This is a genomic window from Streptomyces sp. NPDC055140 (genome assembly GCF_053607285.1).
Window position 1 is genome coordinate 479791 of the sequence record NZ_JBSGTG010000001.1, and the last position, 25120, is coordinate 504910.

Below are 25120 nucleotides of genomic sequence, written 5' to 3' on the forward strand. Positions count from 1 at the left end.
ATGGCGCAGCGTGCGGGGCGGGCCCCGGGCGCGCGACGGAGAGTGGCACGTATGCGCGTCTTCCGTATGACGTTGTGCTGCGCACCGGGGGCCACAGCCTTCGGCCTCCTGCTGATGTGCGCCGTGACCGTGGGACCCGGCCACGGCGGTTCGGCGGCGAAGCCGGGGCAGGCGGCGGGCCTCGCCGACCAGGCCGCGCCCGTGCTGCCACCGGCCGCCGTACCGGTGCGCCGGCCGGTCAACGGTCCGCACACCGCCGCGCTGCCCCGGATCGTGCCGCGGACCAAGTGGCTGGCCGACGCCGCGTACCGCAGGCCGCCCGCCCGGTACGCCGACCGCGTCACGGCGGTCTTCATCCACCACACGGACTCGCCGAACGGCTACGACTGCGCCGACACGCCCCGCATCATCCGCTACCTGTACGCGGACCAGGCGGGCGGCCGGAACTGGGACGACATCGGCTACAACTTCCTCGTCGACAAGTGCGGCACGATCTACGAGGGCCGGGCGGGCGGCGCCGACAAGGCGGTCGTGGGGGCGCACGCCCAGGGCTTCAACAAGGGCACGGCGGGCATCGCCGCCATCGGCACCTTCGGCGAGGGCACACCGGTGCCCCCTGCCATGGCGGAGTCCATCGCGGCGCTCGCCGCCTGGAAGCTGGGCCTCGCGAACGTCGACCCGCGCTCCCGCGTCCGCCTCACCTCGACGAACAGCCTCAGCCGCTTCCCCAAGGGCAGGACGGCGGAGTTCAACGCCATCGCCGCGCACCGGGACGCGTACGAGACGTACTGCCCGGGTCAGGCCCTGATGGCCGCACTCCCGGAGATCAGGCAGCGGGCGGCGGTGCTCCAGGGGCGCTAGGACCCCCCGCGTCCGGCGGCCCCGGGCGCCCCCCGTGCGACCGTGCCCGGCCTACGCGCGACTCCCTGTGCCGGGGCCCGGACCTACCCTCGACGGACTCGGGTACAGCCCGGGTGTTACGGAGCCGTACGCGGGTTCGCCGGGGGGTAGGACGCCTTCGGGGCCCGCCTTCGTGCGCCGGCCGGACGGCCCGGGGTACGAGCGACGGTTCTCACCAGCCGCACAACCGCCAGGGAGGCGCACGTGCCTGAGCCCGCACAGCACGCGGACGTCGTCATCGTGGGAGCCGGGGTCGCGGGACTCCTGGCCGCCCACCGCCTGACCAGGGCGGGCGTCCCCACCCTTGTCCTGGAGGCCGGCCCCTGTGTGGGCGGCCGCATGTCCACCGAGAAGGTCGACGGGTTCCGCCTGGACCGGATCGGCCGGCTCCTGTGCACCTCGTACCCTGAACTGCGCCGCAGCCCGGGCCTGGACGCCCTCGTCCTGCGCTCCTTCTCGCCCGGTGTGCTGGTGCACAGCGACGGCCGCCGCCATCGCGCCGGGGAGCTCCCGGCCCCACGGCGCGCAAAGGGCGCACTCACGGCGGCGCGCGCCCTCGCGAGCGCCCCCAGGGTGCCCCGACCCCGCACCGCCAGGAGCCCGCGCCCCACCGCTCCGCTCGGCAGCCCCCTCGACCACGCCCGGCTCGCCAGGGCCCTGGCCCGCCTTGCCGCGACGCCCGTCCCCCGGCTCCTCGCGCGCCCCGAACTCCCCGCCGCCGACGCGCTGATCGGCCGCGGGCTGCCCGCCCGCACCCTCGACGGCTTTGTGCGCCCCCTCCTGTCGGCGCTCCTGTGCGACCCGGACCTGACCTCGTCGAGCCGGTGCGCGGACCTTGCCCTGCACGCCTACGCGCGCGGCCGCCTCTGCGTCCCCGAGGGCGGCGCCGACGCGCTGCCCGAACTGCTCGCCGCCGGGCTCCCGCCGGGCACGGTCCGCACCGGTGTCCGCGTCAGCGCCATCTCCGCGAACTCGGTGACGACCGAGGAACACGGTGAACTCCGGTGCCGTTCAACGCTGTTGGCGACCGGAGCGCGCGACGCGGCCGGCCTGCTCCCAGGACTGCGCGTGCCGGACTTCCACCCCGTCACGGTCGTCCACCACGCGGTCCCCGAGCCGCCGCTCGCCGACCCGGCGCTGCTCCTCGACGCCGACCGGCTGGGCCCCGTCGCGTACACCGCGGTGATCAGCCAGGTCGACCCGACCCGCGCCCCGGCCGGCCGCGCGCTCGTCTCCTCGACGGTCCTCGGCCCGCCGCCGCCCGAGCGCGAGCTACGGGCCCAACTGGCCGCCCTGTACGGCACATCGACCTCCGACTGGGAGACCCTCGCGGTCCACCATGACCCGGAGGCGGTGCCCGCGATGCCGGCCCCGCACGACCTGCACCGCCCGGTGCGGCTCCTCGACGGGCTCTATGTATGCGGCGACCACCGTGGCACGAGCACGGTGCAGGGCGCCCTCCACTCGGGCCGCCGGGCGGCGCACGCGATCCTCGCGGACCTGGGCGTCCAACTGACCCCGCCGGCAGGCAGGTTGCCGGTGGCCGCCTGACCCACACCCTCACCACACATCCGACCTCTATAGGGTCCCCCTTACGCGCCCGTCTCCGTGGCACATTCCGGAGGCGGGCGCCCTCATTCCCTCACGCGCACTCTTGCCTCCACTGCAACTCCCCTCTACGGTCCCCACGTCCGCACCCTTGTCCCTGGAGGCCGCAGTGCGAAGAACGGCGTCAGCCCTGCTGTTCGTCCTATCCCTAGTTACCGGATTCATCGGAGCTGTAGTGCCGTCGTTCGCAGCCCAGCCCGAGGAGCAGACCCCTGAACTGCTCACCGGGCAGCCCTCCGTGGTCCCCCGCCCCACCGACTGGACCTCCCTCGGCGGCACGGTCGCCCTCACGCCCCGCACCCGCGTCCTGGTCGACCCGCGCGCCCGCGCCCAGACCTCCGAGCCGTCCGGCCGCGCCGAGTTCCCCGGCCCGGCCCGCCAGAGCGTGCAGCAGCTCGCCGCCCAGCTGCGCACGGAGCTCGGGCAGGTCTCCGGCGTCGAATCGCGCGTCGCGAGCGACGTGGCCCATGCCGGGCCCGGCGACATCGTCCTCGCCCTCGCCGACGACCGTGAACTCGGCGCGGAGGGCTACCGGTTCGACAGTTCGGACGGCGCCGTCCACATCCGGGCCGCCTCCACGCACGGCCTCTACTACGGCACCCGTACGCTCCTGCAGCTCCTGCGCTCCACGGACGACGAGCACCGCACGCTCCCCCGGGCCCGCGCCACCGACGTCCCCACACAGGCGATCCGCATGGTCCACCTCGACGCGGGCCGCAAGTACTGGAAGATCCCGTACCTGGAGAACCTGATCCGCAGGATGGGCGACCAGAAGCTGAACACGCTCATGTTGCACCTCTCCGAGTCGGAGGGCTTCCGCCTGTACAGCCCGAAGTTCCCGGGCCTCGCGGACCCCGCCCACAGCTACAGCCGCGCCGACATCGAGCACCTCAAGTCCTTCGCGGCCCGCCACCACGTACAGCTGATGCCGGGCCTGGAGATCCCCGGCCACGCGACGGCGATCAGCGACGCGTTCGGCATCGGCTTCGGCTCCGGTACGAACCCCTGCACGGCCGCGCACACGCACTCGCACCTCACGCCCGACTGGATCATCGACATGACCAGCGAGAAGGCGGTGGCGAAGACGAAGCAGATCGTCGACGAGTTCGCCGGCTGGTTCGACGCCCCGCTGTTCTCGATCGGCGGCGAGGAGGTGCCGGGCCAGCTCGCCAACTGCCCCCGCGTACAGGACTACTTGGCCGCCTCGCCCGATGTGTCGACGCTCGGCGACCTCCTCAACCGGTACATCAACACCCTGGACGACGTGATCGCCTCGCACGGCAAGCGCACCGCCGTCTACAACGGCTCGGAGCACCTGGCCGCGCCCCAGCAGACCGTCCACGGCCCGGTCGTCTTCATCACCTGGGAGGGCACAGGCGCCGAGCCCGAAGTGCCGGGCCACGACGAGATCGCCATCGGCCCGTTCTACGACACCCCGAACAACTACCACCACCTGTACCCGAACGAGCTCTGGATGTACGACAGCTGGACCGTCAGCACAGCGCCCGACATGCTCGGCTCCGGCCTGACCAACTGGGCCGACTACAATTTCTGGGCCGACGACGCGTACTTCGAGCAGTCGATGGCCGGCGCCCGGGCGATCCTCGCGGACCGCGCCTGGAACGGCACGGCGACCCCGGACACCCTGGCCGACTTCCGGGCCCGCGCGGCCCGTATCGGCGACCCGCCCGGCATCACCGCGACGCCGGTGAAGCCCCGGGTGAACGACGGCCGGCCGAGCCATCACTGGACCTTCGACACGGCCGCGTACCCGGAGGGCTGGACGTACGCGGGCAGCCCCGGCAACACGATCTTCGCCGAGGACACGGCGGGTGACCTGCCGGGCACGTCGTACATCATCAACAACCCGGCACCGGTGAACGACGGTGTGCGCGGGCAGGCGTGGCGCTTCGACTCGGACCGGGACGGTGTCGGCTTCGGTGGCATGGACACAGCCGAGCCGTGGACGGTGTCGGTGCAGGTCCGCCCCACGGCCCGCACCGCGGACCAGGTGCTGCTCAGCTCGAAGGCGGGCGCGCTCAAGCTCATGCAGTACGGCACGGGCAAGGTCGGCTTCACCCGTTACGGCTCGGCCGACCTCAGCTTCGACTACACGCTGCCGCTCGACCGCTGGACCCGGCTGACGTGGGTGGCGACACCGGGCCACACCACGCTCTACGCCGACGGGAAGCGGGTCGGCACGGTCGACGCGTCGATCCCCCTGCCCCTGCGCTCGATCGGTACGGAGAAGGTGAGCCTGCGGGGCGACCTCGACGAACTCACCACCTGGGACGAGCCGTTGACGGCCGACCGGGTCGCCGGTCTGTCCGGGAAGGACACCCAGTAGTACCCGCCGGACCCCGCCCCCGCCCCGTCAGTGGCTGAGGGCGGCGACGCGGTCCCGGTATCCACGTACCGGGGCCGCGTCGCGGTAGGGCTCCAGACGCCGCTCGAACTCCCGCACGTACTCGTGCGCCCGCACGGAGCGCATCTCGGAGGCGGCCTGCGCGGCCTCGGCGCCAAGGGTGCACGCCTGGTCCAGCTCGCCGAGCCCGAGCCGCGCGGAGGCGAGCACCACCCGGCAGAACAGCCGGCTGCGCGCGAAGCCGGGCGCCCGCAGCTGGAGCGAGCGCTCCGCGTGCTGCGCGGCCGCGCGGTACTGCTGGAGATCCCGGTGGCAGTGCCCGAACTCGTCGGCCAGCTGCGCCTCGTCGAAGAACCGCGCCCAGTGCGGCACGTCGTCCCCGGTCCGCACCGCCTCCAGGCCCCGCTCGGCCCGCACCAGCGACGCCGTGCACGCGCGCACCTCGCCGAGCACGCCGTGCCCGCGTGCCTCGGCCGCGTGCAGGAGCGCCTGGACGGCGGGCGGCGCCGAGGACCCCACGCCCTGCTGGGCGACCCGCGCCAGCTGGACGGCCTCGCGCCCGTGACCGAGATAGACGGCCTGGCGGCTCATCGTGACCAGCACGTACGACCCGTACGTCCGGTCCCCCGCTGCCTGCGAGAGCCGCAGCGCCTGCACGAAGTACCGCTGCGCGAGCCCGTGTGCGGCGATGTCGTACGAGGTCCAGCCCGCGAGCCGGGTCAGATCGGCGGCGGCCGCGAAGAGCCGCCGGCCGGTCTGCTCCCCGTAGGTGCCCCGCAGCATCGGTTCGGCCTCGTGCTCCAGGTAGCGCACGAGTGCCTGGCGGGCGTGGCCCCCGCCGTACGCCTGGTCGAGGGAGCGGAAGAGTTCGCCGACGGAGCGCAGGGCCGCGATGTCGCCCGCGGTGACCCGCTGGCCGGGTCCGCGCTCGGCGTGGCCGCGCTGGCGGGGCAAGGGGCGCGGCCCCTGTTCGGGCCCGGACGGAAGTTTGGTCGAAGAGCGTCCCTGGGCGGGGATCCGTACGCCGCCGGGACCGCCGTGGTCCCCGTGGGCGACCCGGTCGTCGGCCCGCCCGATCAGCCAGTCCCGGCTGGGCACGACGAGCCCCGCCGGGGTGAACGCGATCTTGCGGAGCTCGGCATGGCTGCCCGAGTCCTTGCGCCACAGGCCGCTGACGATGTCGACGGCCTCCTCGGGCGAGGCGGCGAACTCCAGGCCCGCGTAGACCGGGGAGCAGGCGTCGAGCCCCAGGTCCTGGGCGGATAGCCGGCGTCCCAGGCGCCGGGTGAACACCTCGGCGATCAGTGCGGGCGTGGTGCCGCGGGGCTGCTGGCCGCGCAGCCAGCGCGTCACGGATGTCTTGTCGTAGCGCAGGTCGAGACCGTGCTCCAGGCCGAGCTGGTCGACTCGGCGGGCCAGTCCGGCGTTGGAGAACCCTGCCTCCGCGATGAGCGCGGCTAGCTGGCGGTTGGGCGTGCGCTGCGGAGGTCGTTCCGTCATGCTGTGCGATTGCCTTCCGGGCCCTAGGAAGCCGTAGAGGGGGGCCGTCGTGCGCCCCCCTCTGCACTGCTCCCACATGGAACGGCGCGAATGTGACGTCCTTCCCCGCAAGCGGAGAATCTCCTGCCGCCCCGCTCACACGGGACCTCGGTGGGTTCCTGCTTCACGGGCCCTGCCGGACCGGAATCCGGTCTTACACAGCCTCCACAAGCCTGACTTCCCGCCCGCCCGGCGGTAGGTCCACGAGCGGCTCCCCGCTCACGGACGGCGCCGAAGCTATCACGCAGCGCGCACAGAGGTCCCTGATGAGACCAGCCGGGACCCCCTTTCATCCGATCGTGTGAGGATTCCCCGAACGGCTGGCGCAGAAGCCCTGCCCGTACAGTGACTGAGGGCGCGATATGTGCACGCTGAAGGTTCTAGGGAGGCACTGACCGTGAATGAGTTGCGGTTCGTCCGCTTGGGTTTCGGAGCGGATTCGGTCGACTACCAGGAAGCCTGGGACGAGCAGCGCCGTGTGCACGCCGCCCGTTTCGCGGACGAGGTCCCCGACACCTGCCTGCTTCTCGAACACCCGCCGGTCTACACCGCGGGCCGTCGCACAGCGCCCGAGGAGCGCCCGCTGGACGGCACCCCCGTCGTGGACGTGGACCGGGGCGGCAAGATCACCTGGCACGGCCCGGGCCAGCTCGTCGGCTACCCGATCCAGAAGCTGCCGCGCCCCGTGGACGTGGTCGCGCACCTGCGCCGTCTGGAAGACGCGATGATCGCGGTCTGCGCCGAGTTCGGCGTGGAGACCTCCCGCGTCGAGGGCCGGGCGGGCGTGTGGGTGCTCGGAGACGCCAAGAACGCGACCGAGGAGCGCCCGAAGCTCGGCGGCCTGTCCCTGGACTTCGACCCCCGGGTGAACGACTCCGAGTTCGACCCCCGTCTCAACGGCCCGGAGTACGCGCCCTCGAACGCCGGCCAGCGCCGCGAGGACCGCAAGATCTGCGCCATGGGCATCCGCGTCGCCAAGGGCGTCACGATGCACGGCTTCGCGCTGAACGTGAATCCGGACACCTCCAACTTCGACAAGATCATCCCGTGCGGCATCCGCGACGCGGGCGTCACCTCGCTCTCGTACGAGCTGGGCCGCGAGGTCACGATCGACGAGGTGCTGCCGGTCGTGGAGCGCCACCTGCGCGACGTCCTGGAGAACGCGGCGCTCGCCCCGCGCGTCGTCGAGAAGGCGCCCGAGAGGGAGCCCGACAAGGCGACCGCCTGAGCGGGAATGCACCCCGAAGGCCAGAGGTTGGCCACACGTAAAGCCCATCAAGACCACGGGCGTACCCTGAGGTACGCCGAAGAATCAAAGCTGTAGGGAGCCGGTCGTGTCCGCAGTCGCACCCGACGGACGCAAGATGCTGCGCCTGGAGGTCCGCAACAGCCAGACCCCCATCGAGCGCAAGCCCGAGTGGATCAAGACCCGGGCGAAAATGGGTCCCGAGTACACGAAGATGCAGAGCCTCGTGAAGAGCGAGGGCCTGCACACGGTCTGCCAGGAGGCGGGCTGTCCGAACATCTACGAGTGCTGGGAAGACCGCGAGGCCACCTTCCTCATCGGCGGCGACCAGTGCACGCGACGGTGTGACTTCTGCCAGATCGACACGGGCAAGCCCGAGGCGCTGGACCGTGACGAGCCCCGCCGCGTCGGCGAGTCCGTCGTCACGATGGACCTGAACTACGCCACGATCACCGGCGTCGCGCGCGACGACCTGGAGGACGGCGGCGCCTGGCTGTACGCGGAGACCGTGCGCCAGATCCACGCGATGACGGCGGAGCGCGCCGAGGGCTACACCAAGGTCGAGCTGCTCATCCCCGACTTCAACGCCGACCCGGACCAGCTGGCCGAGGTCTTCTCGTCCCGCCCCGAGGTCCTCGGGCACAACGTCGAGACGGTGCCGCGCATCTTCAAGCGGATCCGCCCCGGCTTCCGGTACGAGCGCTCCCTCGAGGTCATCACGAAGGCCCGCGAGGCCGGCCTGGTCACCAAGTCCAACCTGATCCTGGGCATGGGCGAGGAGCGCGCCGAGGTCAGCGAGGCGCTGCGCCAGCTGCACGAGGCGGGCACCGAGCTCATCACCATCACCCAGTACCTGCGCCCGACGCCGCGCCACCACCCCGTCGAGCGCTGGGTGAAGCCGGCCGAGTTCGTGGAGCTGAAGGAGGAGGCCGAGCAGATCGGCTTCTCCGGCGTCATGTCGGGCCCCCTGGTCCGCTCCTCGTACCGCGCCGGACGCCTCTACCAGATGGCGGTCGAGAAGCGCGGCTCGTACGTGGCCTCGCAGGCGGTCTGATCCGGTCCCACCCGCACGGCCCGCCAGCCGTGTGAAATCACGCACAAGCAGCTACCGGCCAGTAATGGCCGGGAGAACGCGGCCCTGACAGTCCCCGCAGATGGGGGCACCGTCAGGGCCGCGTCATCGTTCGGCCCTCCCCCATCAAGGTTTCATGGGCGTTTGACCCTTCGGTCATGCCCTGGTAACACCAAACAGTGACGCTGTACTCACGCCACGTACCCACCGTCAGAGCCGCTCCCGAGGGGGACCTCCCAATGCAGGCCGCGCCCGTACGCGCCACCGCCATCCCGACCTTCACCGACGCCCTGCGCGCGGTCGAGTCGCTGCTCATGAGCAGCGGACAGCGCACCGCACGCCGCAACGCCTGGACCTCCGTGCTCGAGGACCGCCGCCGCGCCAAGGACCGGGTGGAGGCGCAGCGGGTGCTCGAGGAGGCTGTGGCCGCCCGCACGTCGTAGGCACTTGCCCGGACACGTAGACTTCAAGGCATGGCGAGGAAGGAAACCGCAGCGGATGCTGCGAACCCCGGGCGACTCAAGCAGATCGCTCTGACCTTTAAGATGACCCGCAAGGCCGATCCGATGATCGCCCTTGTACTCGCGGGTGTGGGAATCGTCACCTTTGGTGTGTTCCTCGCGATCGGTTTCTTGATCGGTCACCCGGTATATCTCGGAATTCTCGGCTTCCTGCTCGCCTTCCTCGCGATGGCGATCGTCTTCGGACGCCGTGCCGAGCGAGCAGCCTTCGGGCAGATGGAGGGCCAGCCCGGCGCGGCTGCCGCGGTACTCGACAACATCGGCCGTGGCTGGACCACGACCCCGGCCGTGGCGATGAACCGCAGCCAGGACGTCGTCCACCGGGCGGTCGGCAAGGCCGGCGTCGTCCTGGTCGCCGAGGGCAACCCGAACCGGGTGAAGACGCTCCTGGCGGCCGAGAAGCGGAAGATGGCCCGCATCGTCTCCGACGTGCCGGTCAACGACATCCTCGTCGGCAACGGCGAGGGCCAGGTGCCGCTCAAGAAGCTCCGCACGACCATGCTCAAGCTCCCCCGCGTTCTCACGGGCCCGCAGGTCACGACGACCAACGACCGCCTCCGGGCGATGGGTGACCTGATGAGCAACATGCCGCTCCCCAAGGGCCCGATGCCCAAGGGCATGAGGATGCCGCGCGGCGGCGGCAACAAGGCGCGCTAACCCTCCTACTACGACGATGAGGCCCCGGAACCGATCGGTTCCGGGGCCTCATCGTCGTAGTAGGTCGTGGTGGAGCGTCGTGGCGGGCCGGTCTCAGGCGCGGACCTGGACCGCGCGGGCCAGGCGGTCGTGCAGGCCGCGGCCGTCACGGTCCCAGATCAGCGCGGGGACGGCGACGCACAGGAGCACCGTGCGAACCAGGACACGGCCGAGGCCGAGGCGGCCGGAGCCGTCCTGCGCCACGACGCGCAGGCCCATGATCCGCTTGCCCGGTGTGAAGCCGACCGTGCCGACGGTGAGCATGCCGAGGACGAAGAAGATCCCGAGGGCCCAGTTCCCCGTCGCCTGGTTGTAGCCGTGCGTGAGGAGCCCGTATGCGATCAGCATGCACAGGGCCCAGTCGATGACGAGGGCGGCGATACGCCTGCCGGGGCGGGCGATGGAGCCCGGCCCCTGCTCGGGCAGCCCCAGCTGCTCACCGCGGTACCCGAACTCGACACCCGCGTCCTCTGCGGCCGCGCGCGGCCCGGAGAGCCACGATCCGATTGCTTGCCTGTTGTCCACCCGTCCACGGTACTGCGCTCGGCCACCCGGCCCGCTCCGGCCCCCGGCTCGGTTAACTTCGGCGAAACAAATGGGTCATGCTTGAGAAATCCCCCGTCCCTATGGTCGGGTCCCAGCGTGTGCCACCGCACTGGCCGCACCACCGAGCTGCAACCCCGCCCCTCCCCGGGTGGGAGTAGGAGGAGTTGGATGTTCCAGAACGCCGATGACGCCAAGAAGTTCATCGCGGACGAGGACGTCAAGTTCGTCGACGTCCGGTTCTGCGACCTGCCGGGTGTGATGCAGCACTTCACGGTGCCGGCCGCGGCGTTCGACCCCACCGAGGAGCTGGCCTTCGACGGATCCTCGATCCGTGGCTTCCAGGCCATCCACGAGTCCGACATGGCGCTCCGCGCCGACCTGACCACCGCGCGCATCGACCCCTTCCGGCGCGACAAGACGGTCAACATCAACTTCTTCATCCACGACCCGATCACGGGCGAGCAGTACTCCCGTGACCCGCGCAACGTCGCGAAGAAGGCCGAGGCGTACCTGGCCTCGACCGGCATCGCCGACACCGCGTACTTCGGCCCCGAGGCGGAGTTCTACGTCTTCGACTCGGTCCGCTTCGAGACCTCCGCGAACCGCTCGATCTACGAGATCGACTCCGAGGCCGGCGCCTGGAACACCGGTTCGGAAGAGAACAACCGCGGCTACAAGGTCCGCTACAAGGGCGGTTACTTCCCGACCCCGCCGGTCGACCACTTCGCCGACCTGCGCGCGGAGATCTCCCTCGAGCTGGACAAGAACGGCCTCCAGGTCGAGCGCCAGCACCACGAGGTCGGCACCGCCGGCCAGGCGGAGATCAACTACAAGTTCAACACGCTACTCGCCGCGGCCGACGACCTGATGCTCTTCAAGTACATCGTGAAGAACGTCGCGTGGCGCAACAACAAGACCGCGACCTTCATGCCGAAGCCGATCTTCGGTGACAACGGCTCGGGCATGCACGTCCACCAGTCCCTGTGGGCGAACGGCGACCCGCTGTTCTACGACGAGCAGGGCTACGCGGGCCTCTCGGACATGGCGCGCTACTACATCGGCGGCATCCTGAAGCACGCCCCGTCGCTGCTCGCCTTCACGAACCCGACGGTGAACTCGTACCACCGCCTGGTCCCGGGCTTCGAGGCGCCGGTCAACATGGTCTACTCGCAGCGCAACCGCTCCGCCGCGATGCGCATCCCGATCACGGGCTCGAACCCGAAGGCCAAGCGCGTCGAGTTCCGCGCGCCGGACCCGTCCTCGAACCCGTACCTCGCCTTCTCGGCCCTCCTGATGGCCGGCCTCGACGGCGTGAAGAACAAGATCGAGCCGGCCGAGCCGATCGACAAGGACCTGTACGAGCTGGCTCCCGAGGAGCACGCGAACGTCCAGCAGGTCCCGACCTCGCTCCCGGCCGTCCTCGACGCGCTCGAGGCGGACCACGAGTACCTACTCGCCGGCGGGGTCTTCACGCCCGACCTGATCGAGACGTGGATCGACTACAAGCGCACGAACGAGATCGCCCCGATCCAGCTCCGCCCGCACCCGCACGAGTTCGAGCTGTACTTCGACATTTAAGAACGCCGCAGGTCAGAGTGGGTTTCCGCTCTCCTGGGCCGTCTGTGGGCCGTCGGCCGTGCTCTTCCGCTCTTCGGAAGGCACGGCCGACGGCCTTTTCCGTGGGTGCCGCTCAGGCCGCGATGGCATCAAGCGCCCGTCGTCGCTTCGCTCCTCCGGGCGGCACGGGCGGTCGCCATCTGCTTGCCTCAGAGGTTGAAGGTGCCCTGCGAGCGGTAGTCACGATCCCGCAGGGCACTGATGCCGCCACCGGCATTTCTTCTCGGCCGGTCCTGCGTCAGTGGTGTTCAGTGCGTCAGGCCCTCGATGGCCACGGGAAGATGGCGCGGGCCGCGCAGCACCGCGTTGGCACGGTACGGCGGCGGGTCCTCGAGCAGCCGGGAGAACGTGACCCGGCGGAAGAGTTCGGGCACAGCCACATGGAGTTCTATGCGGGCGAGAGGGGCGCCGAAGCAGTAGTGGATGCCGGTGTAGAAGCCCAGGTGCTCGTTGTCCTTGCGGTCGGGATCGAACCGGTCGGGGTCCTCGAAGCGCCGGGGATCGCGGTTGGCCGCGGCCAGCATGAGCCAGACCGGCGAGCCCTTGGGGATCGTGGTGTCGGCGACGTCGATGTCGGCCAGGGCGGTGGTCCACGGGACGAACTGGACCGGGGGCTCGTACCGCAGCACTTCCTCGACGAGAGGGACGGCCAGCTCCGGGTCCTTCTGGAACCGCTCGAGGACGTCGGGGTGGCGCAGCAGGGTGAGGGTCGTATTGGTGATCGCGTTGACGGTGGTCTCGTGGCCGGCGACCAGGAGCAGCACCGCGGTGGCCTCCAGGTCTGCCGGTGTCATGTCGGGGGCGAGCGCGCTGAGGATTCCGGGGCCGGGGTGGCGGCGTTTGGTCTCGATCAGATCGTTCAGGTAGGCGCCCAGCTCCTGGCGTGCCCGCTGTGCCTTGTCCGGGCCGCCGTCGTCGCCGGAGCGGGGATCGACTGATGACGCCAGGGCATCGGCCCAGGCGTGGAAGAGCGGTTCGTCCTCGCGCGGCACGCCCAGAACCTTGCAGATGGCGGTGACGGGAAGGGGGTAGGCAAAGTCCTCGACGATGTCGACCTGGTCCTTGCCTTCGAAGCCGTCGAGCAGCTCGGTGACGGCCTTGGCCAGCTCTCCGCGCAGGCCGTCGAGGAATCTGGGGCTGTGCGGGGGACCGAACGGCCGGTTGATCGTGTCGCGCAGCCGGTCGTGCACGGGCGGGTCGGTGAAGATGAAGCTGGGCGGCAGGCCACTCTCCGCCGGCGGTTGCCCGGGGCGGCCATGGCCGGCCGGGCGGTTGCTCGTGTCGTTGCTCAGCCGCGGGTCGTTGGCCAGGCTCCGCACCTCGTAGTAGGTGCTGACCAGGTAGGTGCCGTCGTCCTCCCGCCTGACCGGAGTCTTGCGCAGCTCCGCGTAGAGCGGGTATGGATCGGCCCGATTGGCGTAGTCGGTGATCTGAGCGACGATGCTGCCGGACGTCATGGTGACTCCTGAGGGCTCCGGGCGGTACAAGGCCGGTGATCAGGCATGCGACGGAACGAACGCGACACGCCGCTCGCTCGGCGAGTGACCCGTCAGCGTGACCGTGGCTCCATGGGTGGGCAGATGGGGGTCGGGGAAGTCCGGGTCGATCGGATGCAGCGTCTCGGTCCGGCGGTCCACCGCGCGGTACTCCGGCGGGAAGGGGGCGCCGGACGCGATCTGCTGCTCGTAGAACCCCAGCCATTTGGCTCCGTCGAAGGCCGCCGCGGCGATGACGCGGCCGCGGTACCCGTACACCGCGACGAACCGCTCCTCGGCGAGCGCCCCCTGGGCGACGACCAGCTGGTCGCCCAGCGTGGGAACACCCACCGACTTGATGTTGACACCGAACTGGGTGGACCAGAACATCGGCAGCCACAGGTGCGGACGGCGATCCGGACCGGCACAGATCATGTTGTGGGCCGCGATCTCGGCCTGTTCGACCGCGTTACCCCAGTGTTCCAGCGCCAGGAACTGGTAGTCGAACAGCGGGTGGGGGCTGCGTGCGACATCACCGGCGGCATAGATGTCGTCGGTGACGATGCCGTTGACGTCGAACACCCGGCACCCGGCGTCGCACGCGATGCCCCGGGGACCCGCGGCCACTCCCGAGCCGGCGAGCCATTCCGTGTTCCGCATGGCCCCGAGCGAGACGACCGCCACCTCCACGTCGATCGCCGCACCGTCTGACAGATGGGCGCGCTTGAGTCGTCCCACATCGTCGCCTTCGAGGGCGGTGACGCTGACCCCACAGCGCAGGTCGACTCCGTGCTTGCGCTGCAGCCGATCCGCGACCGCGCCGATCACTCCGCCGAGCGCGCCCACCAGTGGCGCCGGGCCGCGTTCGGCGACCGTGACCTCGAGGCCAAGCTCCCGGCAGGCGGAGGCGACCTCGGAGCCCGTGAAGCCGGCGCCGATCACCAGCACCCGGGACACACCCCCGGTCAGTTTCCGGAGCAGGCGGGCGGAGTCGTCGCGGGTACGCAGCACGAACACCCCGTCCAGCGCGGCCTCTTCCGGGTGGAACCAAGGCCGCGCTCTGGTCCCGGTGGTGATCAGCAGGCGGTCGTAGGGGACGGTGTCGCCGTTTGTCAGGCGTACCTGTTTGGCGTCCCGGTCCAGGCCCTCGGCTGCGACGCCCAGACGCCACTCGGCGTCGATGTCCCGCCGCCGCGGAAGCGCGGTGTCCTCGGGCCGTGCCCGCCCGAGCAGTGCCTGCTTGGACAGCGGCGGCCGGTCATAGGGCTCGTACGGCTCGTCACCGATCATGGTCAGCGATCCGGTGAAGCCCTGCTCGCGCAAGGTCTCCGCCGCGCGCAGACCGGCCAGCGAGGCTCCGACCACGACAATGCGGCCCTGGCGCCGCAGGATCTCGACGTCCGTGTCAGCCGACATGGGGCTCCACCCGCTTCGTCGGCTCATCGGAGTAGTCGACGAGGATGGCCTGGACCGGGCAGGCGGCAGCAGCCTTCTCCACCCGGTCACGCTGTGCCTCGTCGAAGCGAGGGGAGAACAGCAGCGCCTCTTCCCCGTGCAGAGCGAAGACGTCCGGGGCAAGGAAGACGCACTGCGCGAACCCCTGGCACCGGTTGAGATCGACGACGAGCCTCATTGGAATCCGCTCCCTGCACGGGCCGCGGTGGCCGAGCCCCGCAGCCGTCTGCGCTCGGTCCATGTGGTCGGTATGCACGCCTCATCTTCAGGTTCAGCCCTCCGCCCAGGTCTCGCAAGGCGAGGCGGCGCTGGGAGACCAGGCCTCGCGCGAGGCGCCGATCGACTGATCCCGCCCGGGGAAGAGCGAAGCGGCCCTCACCTTGCTGCGTGTCTGACTGCGTGACAACGCCGACCTACATCGGCGAACAGGCACGGACGTCTGCGGACCGTCGGCACTGGTAAGCGGCGCACCAGCCCAAGGCACCGGTCGGCGCCCCGGCGAGGGCGCTGTAGGTGCGGCTCCAGTCGCGCTGGTCCTGCACGATGTCGCGGAAATGCTCGATGTGCACCGGAATCGTGCCAGTGAAGTTGGAGTGACAAGAGTTCCTGGTCGTCAGGGTCGGCGGCAGCCGACCGCACTGCCCGTCTCCGCCGGTGCGAGCCGAGCAAGGGCGGTGTAGACAGGAGTCATGCCGCAGCGCCGCGAAGGACTTCGACGGCCGGTGCGAGCGGGTCGGGCGTTGCTCGCCATCCCGATCGCGTGGATTGTCGCGGTGTCCGTGATCGACATTCTTGCGCCGCCCGACATCCATCTGGGTCCGCTGCTCGTCGCGGCCCCGGCGATCACGCCGTTGTTCGGAGGGCCCCGGTCGGTGGGCCTGGTCGCCGCACTGGCGGTGATCGCGCAGACGACCATCGGGCTGGTGCGCGATCCTGACCAGATGCTCTCGTCCAACCACCAGGCACAGATCATCGCCCTGGTGCTGGTCGGCACGAGCCTGGTGATCTTCTGTGTATTCCGGGAGCGTCGCGCAAAAGAGCTGGCGCAAGTGCGGTACGTGTCCGAGGCCGCCCAGCGTGTGGTCCTGCCGCCGCTGCCCCGGGAGATCGGGCCGCTGCGCGTCGCCTCCCTCTACCTTGCAGCAGAGGCCGAGGCCCAGATCGGCGGGGATCTGTACGCGGCGGCGCGCACCATCTCCGGCACCCGGCTGATCGTCGGTGACGTGCGAGGCAAGGGGATGACCGCGGTCAATGACGCCGCCTTGCTGCTCGGAGCGTTCCGCGTCGCTGCCCACCGCCAGGCGAGCCTGGGCGAGCTGGTGAGCTACCTCGACCGAAGCGTGTGCTGGGACCTGATGGAGCCGGGCGAGATGGGCTGCTACGGGGAGACGTTCATCACCGCCAACATCCTGGACATCCCCGACCGGGGCGGCCGGGTCCAGATGGTTGCCTGCGGGCACCCGCCGCCGGTCGTCCTGCGCAACGGCCGGCCGACGACGGTGGACGCCCTTCATCCCGCACCTCCGCTGGGCCTGGGTGATCTGGCGCATCCGCGCTACCACGTCGACAACTTCCCATTCGAGCCGGGAGACCTTCTGCTGTTGTACACCGACGGCGTCACCGAGGCCCGCGACTCCAACGGCACCTTCTACCCGCTCGCCGAGCGCATCACAGGCTGGACCGAGAACGACCCCGACACCTTCCTCGGCCGCTTCCGGCGCGACCTGCTGCACCACGTCGGCGGACACCTGAACGACGACGCCGCCATGATCGCCATAAAGCACACCGCCGCGCCCCGGACCTGATCACCCGGCATCCTCTTGCACCACTCAGACTTCCCTACGTTGTCTGCGGGACTGGGCGAGCCACTCACCGGGAGGCAGCACCGATGGGTGTCCGTGCAGGCCTGCCCTGGAGATCAGCGGCGAGCCGGCGGATCGCGGGGAGTCGGGCGAACAACGCCTCCCCGGGGCAGTCGGTGGCAAAGCCGTCACGATGGCCGGAGATCGCGTTGAACGTGGCCGAAGTTCCCTTGCTGTAACGGCTCTTGTCATTCGTGGATGTCAGCCGCACCTTGCTGGTGGGGTCTACGCCGCGCAAGCCGAGTTTCCAGGCGGCGAGGGCCGCGATCCCGCGTTCCATGGCCGCCGGCACCGGCGTCCCTGGTCCGAAGGTGCCGATCGCCGCGATCCCCATCGTGCCCTGGTTGAACCCGAGGGTGTGGGAGCCGATGACAGGGCGGTCGGTACCGCCGGCGCGGCCTTCGTAGATGTTGCCGCATTTGTCGACGAGGAAGTTGTAGCCGAGGTCTCCCCACTTCTGGTCACGGGTCTGGCCCGTGTACAGATTGCGCAAGGTACGCGGGACGTCCGCACACCTGTAGTCGTTGGGGGTGTCGGTGTGGTGGATGAAGATCGCCGCAACCCCTTGCGCGTAGTGGGCCTGGGGGTCGCGCTTGGTCTCGTCGGCCCGCCACTGCGAACGCGACACGATGACGGGTCGATGCGCTGTGTGAGGGAACAGCACGGGCGCCGCCCCGAGGGACCGGAAGGTCTGAGCGAAAGCAACAGCCGGCTCCGTAACCGCTTCGGCCCGCCACGCCGATGGAAGGGATCCCGACTGTGTCCCACTGATGGCGGCGACCTTCGTCATTCCGACCGGTGCCACCACAAGAGGAACTGCCATAGGAACCGTGACCCACAGTGCTACTCGATGCAGACGCACAGGAAAACCTTCTTTGTCTCCCCGACAGGACGGATGGAGCACGTACGCCCACCAGCTTTGCGGGCGGAGATTCGCCGCGCGCGCCGGGTTACGGCAGTCAGGCGAGCGTTTCGACGCGCAGCACCGCATCTGACGCCACGCGCTGATCCACCAGGGATGGCGAGACAGCCCTTAGCTTGATCTTTAACCTGTGCGGCGGGGTCGTGGGGTCTCTGACTTTGACCGACAACGGCCAATGACGACCGCGCCCCCGCTGGTCAGATCAGCACGACGGAATCGCATCCAAGGGGCAAGACTGCAACATCAGTTCTTCGACATCCAGGAAGCACGGCCGGGTTCCCGGTGGCGTTTCTGAGCAGCATGGCCCCCGTCGCCTCCTCCCGGAGGGGCGGGGGCTTCGTTCTGCGTACTGCCATAAACGCTCATAAACTCGGGCGAAGTTGCACAGACTTCCGAGGAGTGCCGTATGAGCAATCTGTTCGTCGTCGCCTACAACGACCTCGCCACGGCCAATCAGGTGCGCGAGAAAATGCTCGAGCTGTCCAAGCAGCACCTCGTCGAGCTCGAGGACATCGTGGTCGTCGAGCGGCGGGAGGACGGGAAGATCAAGCTGCATCAGGCCGTGAACTACACGGCGACGGGTGCGGCGGGCGGGGCGTTGTGGGGCGGTGTCATCGGGCTGCTCTTCCTCGTGCCGCTGCTCGGTGCGGCCGTCGGTGCCGCGGCCGGGGCCGCCGGTGGTGCCGCGACCGACACCGGCATCAACGACGACTTCATGAAGGACCTGAGCCAGAACCTGCAGCCCGGCGCCGCCGCGCTGTTCGTCCTCGTGAAGCAGGCCTCCCCGGACAAGGTCATCCCCGAGATCGCGACGTTCGGCGGTCAGCTCGTCCAGACCTCGCTGAGCAACGAGGAGGAGGAGCATCTGCGGGCGGCCCTGGAAGCGGCCCGTGGTGGCGCGGCAGAGCAGGAGGCCCCGCAGGGGGCCTGAGACATCCGTACGGTCCTGTGAGTGCGGCTGTTCCCGTCCGGGGGCGGCCGCACCGGCGTTCTCAGACGCCCGGTGCCACCGTGATCAGGCCCTCCGACGCCGCCCTGCGCAGGGCTGTGTGGTCGGTGGCGTTCTGGTCGGTGTAGCGCAGCGCGAAGTCGGCCACGGCACGGTCGAAGGTGTCGGCGCTGCCGAGGTAGCCGGAGATGGCGATGCGGTCGCCGGAGCGGGCGTGGGCGCGGGCCAGGGTGTTGCCGCACAGTTCGGCGTAGAAGCGCAGTTCGTCCGGGCCCATGCCGGCGACGTCGGCGGAGCCCTTCATGTCGCGCAGCTGGCGCCAGTAGAAGGCTCGGCCCTGGGGGCCGGTCATCCAGCCGAGGAAGATGTCACCGGTGGCCTGGATCAGGCGCTGGCCGGCGACGATGCGGTGGCCCGGGTGGACGTAGGGGCCGTGCGGCAGGTGATCCTCCATGACGGACCGGGTGGCCTCCTTGATCTGGAGGAACAGGGGGTCGTTGGCGTCGCGCCCTTCGAGCAGCACGATGAAGCAGCGGGTGCCGACGCTGCCGACGCCGACGACCTTGCGGGCGGCATCGACGAAGTGGTAGCGGTCGAGGAGGCGGCGGCGTTCCTCGGCGAGGGTGGAGCGGTAGTCGCCGAACAGTTTGCGCACCGTGGCCGTGTCGGGGGTGCTCGCCGGTTCGAGGAGCGGCGGATCGTTGATGATGCGGCGGCGCCCGTCGACGACCTCGGTGAGTTTGCCGAGCGCGTGGAGGCTGGTGCGGCGGGTGGCGTGGGCGAGGGTCGCCTGGACGCGGCGGCGGTTGCGGTCGGAGCGGATGAGGGGCAGCAGCTGGTGCGCGTCGACGTGCTCGTACCAGACGGCGAGTTCGCCCATCCCGGCGAGCCGGCGCATCGTCGTGCGGTACGCGGCCGCGGCGGCGCGGGCCGACCTGAGGGCCTGGGAGTCGGTGTGCCCGTTGTCGCGGGCTGCGACGGTCACGCTCGCGGCCAGCCGTTTCACGTCCCATTCGAAGGGGCCCGGACTGGTCTCGTCGAAGTCGCTGACGTCGAAGAGCAGGGACCGTTCCGGGGAGGCGAAGAGGCCGAAGTTCAACAGGTGGGCGTCACCGCAGAGTTGGACCGTGAGGCCGGTGGCGCGCTGGGTGGCCAGGTCGCCGGCCATGACGGCGGCGGCGCCGCGCAGGAACGCGAAGGGGGAGGCCGCCATCCGTCCGTACCGGATGGGCAGCAGTTCCGCGACACGGTCGGCCGCCTGCCGTTCCAGTACGACGACAGGGTCGGCGCGGTCGGCGGCGGGGATCCACGCACCGTGCGAGGAGCGTGAGGCGCGCTTGCGGGCCGCCCTGCCCAGGGCGGCCCTGGCCTGGGGAGTGGTCATGCCGCACCGTCGGCGTGGCCTGCGGAGCCGGCCACGGCTAGTGCCGCAGCGCTCGGCCGACGTCCACTTTCACGTCGCCGGTGAGGTTGCGGTTGCTGCGGGCCGTCGCCTTCTTGGACTTGCCGTTGTCCACGTCGTCGACCGTGACCACGACCATGTCGAGAAGGTTGCCGCTGCTGTCGCGGAAGTTGACCTGTACCGCGTACGAGGCCTGGGATCCGGAGCTGTTGGTGGCGGTGACGGGGACCGTCAGCCGGTCGCCGTCCTTCGTCACGTCGCCCAGCGCGATGTCGCCCTTGGCGTTCACGCCGCCCTTGATGCGGTCCAGTTCTTGCTGGGCCTTCGCCGTGGCCGAGGCGACGACGTCACCGCCCCGGGACGCCGCGGACGCGGCCTTGGACACCGCATCGGAGGGGCTCGTGTCGCTGCCCGAGCACCCGGCCGCCGCGAGCAGCGCCGCCGCCACGAGCAGTCCGGCTGCCGCGCCCCGTATGCCACGTCCCGACATCATGCCTCCCGCTGCCAGTTCCGCTCACCCGTCACCTCAGTCAAGGCGGCCGGGGCCCGGGCGGCATGCCGGGTACGGCAAACAGGTGAATGCGCCCGGGCCCGGGCAGGATGGGGGCACGGTCGGCGAACAGTCCTGGGAGGTCCTCGTGAGTGGTGGGCGGCGGCGCATCGGGGCGCCGGAGCGGCGGGCCAGGCTAGCGGCTGGGCAGCGGCTCGCGCCCGCCGCTCGGGCGGGGTCCGCCGAGGAGGTCGCCGGGTCGCTCGTGGCGCTGCACGGCACGGACCCGGCCACCGTGTACCTGGCGGTGGGCGCGCGCCTCAGGGACCCGTCGAAGACGGTCGCCGATGTCGAGCGCGCCCTGTACACGGACCGCTCCCTGGTGCGGATGCACGGCATGCGGCACACGGTGTTCGTGTTCCCCGCCGCGCTCACGGCCGTGGTGCACGCGTCGACGGGTGCGGCGGTCGCCGCGCGGGAGCGCGCCTCCTTCGTCAAGCATCTGGAGGCGGGCAGCGAGCACGACGCGGCGTGGCTCGCGGACGTCGAGGCGGGCACTCTGGCGGCGATCGGGGCGCGCGGCGAGGCGACCGCGGCCGAACTCGCCCGGGACGAGCCCCGGTTGCGTACGCAGCTGCTGTACGCGCCGGGCAAGAAGTACGAGGCGTGGCAGTCGATCTCGACGCGGCTGCTGCGCGTGCTCGGCATGGAGGGACGCGTGGTGCGCGGGCGGCCCCGCGGGTCGTGGACGTCCAGCCAGTTCAGGTGGGCGCTCACGCCCGCGCATCCAGAACTCCCCGCGGCCGAGGCCCAGTCGGAACTCCTTCGGTGCTGGCTCGGCTCGTGCGGTCCGGCCACGGAGGCCGATCTGAAGTGGTGGACGGGGTGGAAGGTCACCGATGTCCGCAGGGCACTCACGGCCGTCGGGGCGGTCGAGGTGGAGCTGGACGAGGGGGCCGGATTCGTGCTCCCCGACGCCGTCGAGCCGGTCACCGCCGACGCGGAGCCATGGGCGGCCCTGCTCCCGGGGCTCGACCCGAGCGCGATGGGCTGGCAGCAGCGCGACTGGTATCTGCCGCCGGAGCTGCGGGCGCCGCTCTTCGACGGGGCGGGCAACATCGGGCCCACCGTGTGGTGGGACGGGCGGATCGCCGGCGGATGGGCTCAGGGCAAGGACGGCGTCGTGCGGTGGCGGCTGCTCGCGGATGTGGGCCGGGACGCCGCGGCCGCCGTCGAGGCGGAGGCCGCGCGGCTCCAGGAGTGGGTGGGCGAGGCGCGGGTCACTCCCCGCTTCCGTACGCCTCTGGAGAAGGAGCTGGCGGGACCGGCTCCAGCGAAGAAGTAGTGAACTGCCTTGCACTGCCCGCCCGTTGAGAAATACACGGGCGGGCGGCGCACCTGGCCGTCAGCGGCTGTAGCGCATCAGCGCGCGCACCATGTGGCAGGTGATGTCCGACGGCGGATGGATACCGACGCGCTCCGCCGTGCTCCGTATCGTCCGGTTGTGGGCCTGGTTCGGAAGGTAGACGCCCGAGTCGAGCAGGGCGATCGCGAGGCGCATGGCCTTGAGGCGGCGGTTGTGCGTGATGTACCAGTCACGCGGCCGTCCCGCGGGCAGGGCCTTCTTTTCGAGTGGCTTGCCGGGCAGGTCGATCAGCATCGGTGCGGCAGCGGGCACAGACATCCTCCTGTCGCGGGAGGGAGACCTTCCGAGGCCCTCCGCGGCCCCGGACGCTCCCTCGAACACTGCTTCTATTCTACTGCCGGGCACTGACAATAGCCGCTGGCCACAAGGCCTTTCCCGTACCTTTGGCCCCATGGAAATCTGGATCAACCCCGCCTGTTCGAAGTGCCGCAGCGCGCTCTCCCTGCTCGACGCGGAAGGCGCCGACTACACGGTGCGCCGCTACCTGGAGGACGTGCCGTCCGAGGACGACATCCGCGCCGTTCTGGAGCGGCTCGGGCTCGAGCCGTGGGACATCACACGGACGCAGGAGGCCGACGCGAAGGAGCTCGGCCTGAAGGACTGGGCGCGGGACGCGGGTTCGCGCGACCGGTGGATCGCGGCCCTCTCCGCGCACCCGAAGCTCATCCAGCGGCCGATCATCACGGCGGAGGACGGTACGGCCGTGGTGGCGCGCAGCGAAGACGCAGTCAGGGACGCGCTCGGACGCCACTGAGCCGCGACGGGCTCATCCTGTGGGCTCAACTCTTCTGTGACGTACGTTACTTGAGCTCCCCTTGGGTCAGTTGAGTTCCGCCCTCCAGTTACCCGTACGTAACGGTGCGCGCACCGACGTTCGTAACGACGACAGGAGGCGGACATGTCCCGCAGGAGAAGGATGGGCCCCCGGAAGAAGGCCGCGCTCGCGGTGAGCGCGGCCCTCGTCGCCGGAGGTGCGGCGTTCGCGCTCGCGAGTACGGGCAATGCGGCGCCGGTCGCGCAGAACGCCCAGGCCTGCCAGGGCCTGGAGACCGCGATCGCCAACAACCAGAAGTTCATCGACGGGCAGCGGGCCGCCCCGGACGCGCAGTCCGAGGCCCGCATCGCCAACCGGGAAGCGGTCATCGCGGAGATCCGGCGCAAGGAGGCGGCGTCCGGCTGCGAGGCCGGGGACGGAGCCGGGGCCGGGGCACAGGCCGGATCCGGTGCCGATGACGCGGCGGGAGCCGGAGCGCAGGCCGGGGACGGAGCCGATGACGCGGCCGGCGGCATGGAGACCGTGACGGCCGCACCGCCGGACACGGTCACCGCCGAGCCCGACCCCACTGACGCCGCCGGTGGCGCCGGAGGGGACGCCGCCGGTGAGCAGGTCTGTGCCGGTTCGACCGTGACGCTGTCCGGTGAGGGCGGCGCGCCCGCCGCGTCCAGCGGGCAGTTCCCGGCCGGGACGAAGCTCAAGGTCACCAACCTGGACAACGGCAAGTCCACGTCCGTCGAGGTCACCTCCGTCTCCGGGAGCTGCGTCCTGCTGAACAACTCGGCGTTCGAGCAGGTCCGCGAACCGGGCAAATTCCTCATCCGCAACGCACGTATAGAGAAGGTGGGCTGACCCCACAGGCCTTCGGCCCCGGCCCGCGCGCGTGCCCCCATGACGTGCGCGGGCCGGGGCCGTCCGGCGAAACGTGACTCCGGCCACAAAGGGCCCGGGTAACACGGGGTTCACATACGGGCAACGGACGGGAAATCGCCTGTTGACAGTCTGCGGAGCAGCACACCGAGGCGCCGCACCCGCACATGACTGCGCCGTACAGACCCACCCGAAGGATGTGGCCCCCCGTGGCGTTCAAGGCTGAGTACATCTGGATCGACGGCACCCAGCCGACGGCCAAGCTCCGTTCGAAGACGAAGATAATCGCGGGTTCCGCGCCGGCGCTCGAAGAGCTGCCGATCTGGGGCTTCGACGGTTCGAGCACCAGCCAGGCCAAGGGTCACGCCTCCGACCGCGTGCTGCGCCCCGTCGCCTCCTACCCGGACCCGATCCGCGGCGGCGGCGACATCCTCGTCCTGTGCGAGGTCCTGAACATCGACATGACGCCGCACGAGTCCAACACGCGTGCCGCGCTCGCCGAGGTCGCGGAGCAGTTCGCCGCGCAGGAGTCGATCTTCGGCATCGAGCAGGAGTACACGTTCTTCGAGGGCGAGCGCCCGCTCGGCTTCCCCGTGGGCGGCTTCCCGGCGGCGCAGGGCGGCTACTACTGCGGCGTCGGCGCGGACGAGATCTTCGGCCGTGACGTCGTCGAGGCGCACCTGGACAACTGCCTCGAGGCGGGCCTCGGGATCTCCGGCATCAACGCCGAGGTCATGCCCGGCCAGTGGGAGTTCCAGGTCGGCCCGCTCGCCCCGCTCGAGGTCTCCGACCAGCTGTGGGTGGCCCGTTGGCTGCTGTACCGCACCGCCGAGGACTTCAACATCTCCGCGACCCTCGACCCGAAGCCGGTCAAGGGCGACTGGAACGGCGCGGGCGCGCACACCAACTTCTCCACGAAGGCGATGCGCGAGGGCTACGACGCGATCATCACGGCGTGCGAGTCGCTCGGCGAGGGCTCGAAGCCGATGGACCACGTCAAGAACTACGGCGCGGGCATCGACGACCGTCTGACGGGCCTGCACGAGACCGCCCCGTGGAACGAGTACAACTACGGCGTCTCCGACCGCGGCGCCTCGGTCCGCATCCCGTGGCAGGTCGAGAAGGACGGCAAGGGCTACATCGAGGACCGCCGTCCGAACGCGAACGTCGACCCGTACGTCGTGACGCGCCTGATCGTCGACACCTGCTGCAGCGCTCTCGAGAAGGCCGGCCAGGTCTGATCCGCGGCTCCTGATTCACGGAAGGGGGGCCCCCCCGGCCGGGGGGGCCCCGCGCACAGCCCCGCCCGAGATGACAGAGGGACAAAAAGAAAAAAACAAAGGTAAGGACGCACCCAGAGAGTGGGGGGGTTACCCCCCCCCCC

23 protein-coding genes are annotated in these 25120 nt (G+C 70.5%); 14 read left to right on the forward strand and 9 right to left on the reverse strand.

The genetic code is table 11. From position 1 onward, the window contains the following. Positions 1-51: 51 nt before the first annotated feature. The 3 genes from ACWFR4_RS02260 (at position 52) to ACWFR4_RS02270 (ending at position 4855) form a co-directional block, all read left to right on the forward strand. Complete coding sequence (locus ACWFR4_RS02260; RefSeq protein ID WP_453650304.1) at positions 52-861, forward strand: N-acetylmuramoyl-L-alanine amidase; 810 nt, start codon at positions 52-54, stop codon at positions 859-861. 243 nt (positions 862-1104) lie between these two features. Then, complete coding sequence (locus ACWFR4_RS02265; protein ID WP_453465514.1) at positions 1105-2451, forward strand: NAD(P)/FAD-dependent oxidoreductase; 1347 nt, start codon at positions 1105-1107, stop codon at positions 2449-2451. Positions 2452-2683: 232 nt separating this feature from the next. After that, positions 2684-4855 carry a family 20 glycosylhydrolase gene (locus ACWFR4_RS02270; protein ID WP_453650306.1) on the forward strand — a complete coding sequence of 724 codons (2172 nt, stop codon included), beginning with the start codon at positions 2684-2686 and terminating at the stop codon, positions 4853-4855. 27 nt (positions 4856-4882) lie between these two features. On the opposite strand, the gene ACWFR4_RS02275 is transcribed toward ACWFR4_RS02270, so the two are convergent. Beyond that, entirely contained in the window at positions 4883-6373 is a 1491-nt protein-coding gene (locus tag ACWFR4_RS02275; RefSeq protein WP_453650308.1) for a regulator, read from the reverse strand. 436 nt (positions 6374-6809) lie between these two features. On the opposite strand from ACWFR4_RS02275, the gene lipB reads away from it, so the two are divergent. From lipB to ACWFR4_RS02295, 4 genes are all read left to right on the forward strand, one after another. After that, positions 6810-7640: a lipoyl(octanoyl) transferase LipB gene (gene lipB, locus ACWFR4_RS02280; protein ID WP_453465519.1), complete on the forward strand. Its 831-nt coding sequence runs from the start codon at positions 6810-6812 to the stop codon at positions 7638-7640. Positions 7641-7746: 106 nt separating this feature from the next. Further along, positions 7747-8712 carry a lipoyl synthase gene (locus ACWFR4_RS02285; RefSeq protein WP_116502481.1) on the forward strand — a complete coding sequence of 322 codons (966 nt, stop codon included), beginning with the start codon at positions 7747-7749 and terminating at the stop codon, positions 8710-8712. Between the two features lie 257 nt (positions 8713-8969). Continuing rightward, positions 8970-9173 carry an SCO2195 family GlnR-regulated protein gene (locus tag ACWFR4_RS02290; RefSeq protein WP_100592115.1) on the forward strand — a complete coding sequence of 68 codons (204 nt, stop codon included), beginning with the start codon at positions 8970-8972 and terminating at the stop codon, positions 9171-9173. Between the two features lie 30 nt (positions 9174-9203). Further along, complete coding sequence (locus ACWFR4_RS02295) at positions 9204-9908, forward strand: DUF4191 domain-containing protein (protein ID WP_453465521.1); 705 nt, start codon at positions 9204-9206, stop codon at positions 9906-9908. A gap of 93 nt (positions 9909-10001) precedes the next feature. On the opposite strand, the gene ACWFR4_RS02300 is transcribed toward ACWFR4_RS02295, so the two are convergent. Then, positions 10002-10472: an RDD family protein gene (locus tag ACWFR4_RS02300; RefSeq protein WP_453469563.1), complete on the reverse strand. Its 471-nt coding sequence runs from the start codon at positions 10470-10472 to the stop codon at positions 10002-10004. A gap of 189 nt (positions 10473-10661) precedes the next feature. On the opposite strand from ACWFR4_RS02300, the gene glnA reads away from it, so the two are divergent. Next, the gene (glnA, locus tag ACWFR4_RS02305) at positions 10662-12071 is read left to right on the forward strand and encodes a type I glutamate--ammonia ligase (RefSeq protein WP_266565019.1); all 1410 of its coding nucleotides are present in this window, start codon (positions 10662-10664) and stop codon (positions 12069-12071) included. Positions 12072-12358: 287 nt separating this feature from the next. On the opposite strand, the gene ACWFR4_RS02310 is transcribed toward glnA, so the two are convergent. From ACWFR4_RS02310 to ACWFR4_RS02320, 3 genes are read right to left on the reverse strand one after another with little or no spacing between them, the layout of a single operon-like run. Next, positions 12359-13567, reverse strand: coding sequence for a cytochrome P450 (locus ACWFR4_RS02310; RefSeq protein WP_453650310.1), 1209 nt, complete (start codon positions 13565-13567; stop codon positions 12359-12361). A gap of 39 nt (positions 13568-13606) precedes the next feature. Next, entirely contained in the window at positions 13607-15001 is a 1395-nt protein-coding gene (locus ACWFR4_RS02315) for an NAD(P)/FAD-dependent oxidoreductase (protein ID WP_453650311.1), read from the reverse strand. Beyond that, the gene (locus ACWFR4_RS02320) at positions 14991-15218 is read right to left on the reverse strand and encodes a ferredoxin (protein ID WP_168527920.1); all 228 of its coding nucleotides are present in this window, start codon (positions 15216-15218) and stop codon (positions 14991-14993) included. The genes ACWFR4_RS02315 and ACWFR4_RS02320 overlap by 11 nt, the downstream gene beginning before the upstream one ends. A gap of 511 nt (positions 15219-15729) precedes the next feature. Between ACWFR4_RS02320 and ACWFR4_RS02325 the strand changes: the two genes are divergently transcribed. Continuing rightward, positions 15730-16845, forward strand: coding sequence for a PP2C family protein-serine/threonine phosphatase (locus tag ACWFR4_RS02325; RefSeq protein ID WP_453650314.1), 1116 nt, complete (start codon positions 15730-15732; stop codon positions 16843-16845). Between the two features lie 64 nt (positions 16846-16909). Here the strand turns inward: ACWFR4_RS02325 and ACWFR4_RS02330 are convergent, their stop codons facing one another. After that, entirely contained in the window at positions 16910-17692 is a 783-nt protein-coding gene (locus tag ACWFR4_RS02330; RefSeq protein ID WP_453650316.1) for a peptidoglycan recognition protein family protein, read from the reverse strand. A gap of 538 nt (positions 17693-18230) precedes the next feature. On the opposite strand from ACWFR4_RS02330, the gene ACWFR4_RS02335 reads away from it, so the two are divergent. Further along, the gene (locus ACWFR4_RS02335; RefSeq protein ID WP_453467731.1) at positions 18231-18755 is read left to right on the forward strand and encodes a DUF1269 domain-containing protein; all 525 of its coding nucleotides are present in this window, start codon (positions 18231-18233) and stop codon (positions 18753-18755) included. A 61-nt stretch (positions 18756-18816) separates the two neighbouring features. On the opposite strand, the gene ACWFR4_RS02340 is transcribed toward ACWFR4_RS02335, so the two are convergent. Together ACWFR4_RS02340 and ACWFR4_RS02345 are read right to left on the reverse strand one after the other, a co-directional pair. Then, positions 18817-20157 carry a DUF2252 domain-containing protein gene (locus ACWFR4_RS02340; RefSeq protein ID WP_453650318.1) on the reverse strand — a complete coding sequence of 447 codons (1341 nt, stop codon included), beginning with the start codon at positions 20155-20157 and terminating at the stop codon, positions 18817-18819. 37 nt (positions 20158-20194) lie between these two features. Then, positions 20195-20668 (reverse strand): hypothetical protein, encoded by a 474-nt coding sequence (locus ACWFR4_RS02345; protein ID WP_453467728.1) that lies wholly within the window; start codon positions 20666-20668, stop codon positions 20195-20197. A gap of 145 nt (positions 20669-20813) precedes the next feature. Between ACWFR4_RS02345 and ACWFR4_RS02350 the strand changes: the two genes are divergently transcribed. Next, positions 20814-22010 carry a winged helix DNA-binding domain-containing protein gene (locus tag ACWFR4_RS02350; RefSeq protein WP_453467726.1) on the forward strand — a complete coding sequence of 399 codons (1197 nt, stop codon included), beginning with the start codon at positions 20814-20816 and terminating at the stop codon, positions 22008-22010. 60 nt (positions 22011-22070) lie between these two features. Here ACWFR4_RS02350 and ACWFR4_RS02355 read toward each other — a convergent pair whose 3' ends face one another. Beyond that, positions 22071-22349, reverse strand: coding sequence for a hypothetical protein (locus ACWFR4_RS02355; protein WP_376001435.1), 279 nt, complete (start codon positions 22347-22349; stop codon positions 22071-22073). A gap of 133 nt (positions 22350-22482) precedes the next feature. Between ACWFR4_RS02355 and ACWFR4_RS02360 the strand changes: the two genes are divergently transcribed. The 3 genes from ACWFR4_RS02360 (at position 22483) to glnII (ending at position 24977) form a co-directional block, all read left to right on the forward strand. Beyond that, complete coding sequence (locus ACWFR4_RS02360; protein ID WP_326776101.1) at positions 22483-22845, forward strand: arsenate reductase family protein; 363 nt, start codon at positions 22483-22485, stop codon at positions 22843-22845. Positions 22846-22989: 144 nt separating this feature from the next. After that, positions 22990-23718: a hypothetical protein gene (locus ACWFR4_RS02365; protein ID WP_453467722.1), complete on the forward strand. Its 729-nt coding sequence runs from the start codon at positions 22990-22992 to the stop codon at positions 23716-23718. A 227-nt stretch (positions 23719-23945) separates the two neighbouring features. Next, positions 23946-24977, forward strand: a complete 1032-nt coding sequence (glnII, locus tag ACWFR4_RS02370; RefSeq protein ID WP_453650320.1) for a glutamine synthetase — start codon at positions 23946-23948, stop codon at positions 24975-24977. The last annotated feature ends 143 nt before the right edge of the window (positions 24978-25120 follow it).

Coding starts and splice junctions, on each gene's coding strand:
- ACWFR4_RS02260 (WP_453650304.1), top strand. CDS start 52: ATGCGCGTCTTCCGTATGACGTTGTGCTGCGCACCGGGGGCCACAGCC.
- ACWFR4_RS02275 (WP_453650308.1), bottom strand. CDS start 6,373: ATGACGGAACGACCTCCGCAGCGCACGCCCAACCGCCAGCTAGCCGCG.
- ACWFR4_RS02290 (WP_100592115.1), top strand. CDS start 8,970: ATGCAGGCCGCGCCCGTACGCGCCACCGCCATCCCGACCTTCACCGAC.
- ACWFR4_RS02295 (WP_453465521.1), top strand. CDS start 9,204: ATGGCGAGGAAGGAAACCGCAGCGGATGCTGCGAACCCCGGGCGACTC.
- glnA (WP_266565019.1), top strand. CDS start 10,662: ATGTTCCAGAACGCCGATGACGCCAAGAAGTTCATCGCGGACGAGGAC.
- ACWFR4_RS02310 (WP_453650310.1), bottom strand. CDS start 13,567: ATGACGTCCGGCAGCATCGTCGCTCAGATCACCGACTACGCCAATCGG.
- ACWFR4_RS02315 (WP_453650311.1), bottom strand. CDS start 15,001: ATGTCGGCTGACACGGACGTCGAGATCCTGCGGCGCCAGGGCCGCATT.
- ACWFR4_RS02320 (WP_168527920.1), bottom strand. CDS start 15,218: ATGAGGCTCGTCGTCGATCTCAACCGGTGCCAGGGGTTCGCGCAGTGC.
- ACWFR4_RS02325 (WP_453650314.1), top strand. CDS start 15,730: ATGCCGCAGCGCCGCGAAGGACTTCGACGGCCGGTGCGAGCGGGTCGG.
- ACWFR4_RS02330 (WP_453650316.1), bottom strand. CDS start 17,692: ATGACGAAGGTCGCCGCCATCAGTGGGACACAGTCGGGATCCCTTCCA.
- ACWFR4_RS02335 (WP_453467731.1), top strand. CDS start 18,231: ATGAGCAATCTGTTCGTCGTCGCCTACAACGACCTCGCCACGGCCAAT.
- ACWFR4_RS02340 (WP_453650318.1), bottom strand. CDS start 20,157: ATGACCACTCCCCAGGCCAGGGCCGCCCTGGGCAGGGCGGCCCGCAAG.
- ACWFR4_RS02345 (WP_453467728.1), bottom strand. CDS start 20,668: ATGATGTCGGGACGTGGCATACGGGGCGCGGCAGCCGGACTGCTCGTG.
- ACWFR4_RS02355 (WP_376001435.1), bottom strand. CDS start 22,349: ATGTCTGTGCCCGCTGCCGCACCGATGCTGATCGACCTGCCCGGCAAG.
- ACWFR4_RS02360 (WP_326776101.1), top strand. CDS start 22,483: ATGGAAATCTGGATCAACCCCGCCTGTTCGAAGTGCCGCAGCGCGCTC.
- ACWFR4_RS02365 (WP_453467722.1), top strand. CDS start 22,990: ATGTCCCGCAGGAGAAGGATGGGCCCCCGGAAGAAGGCCGCGCTCGCG.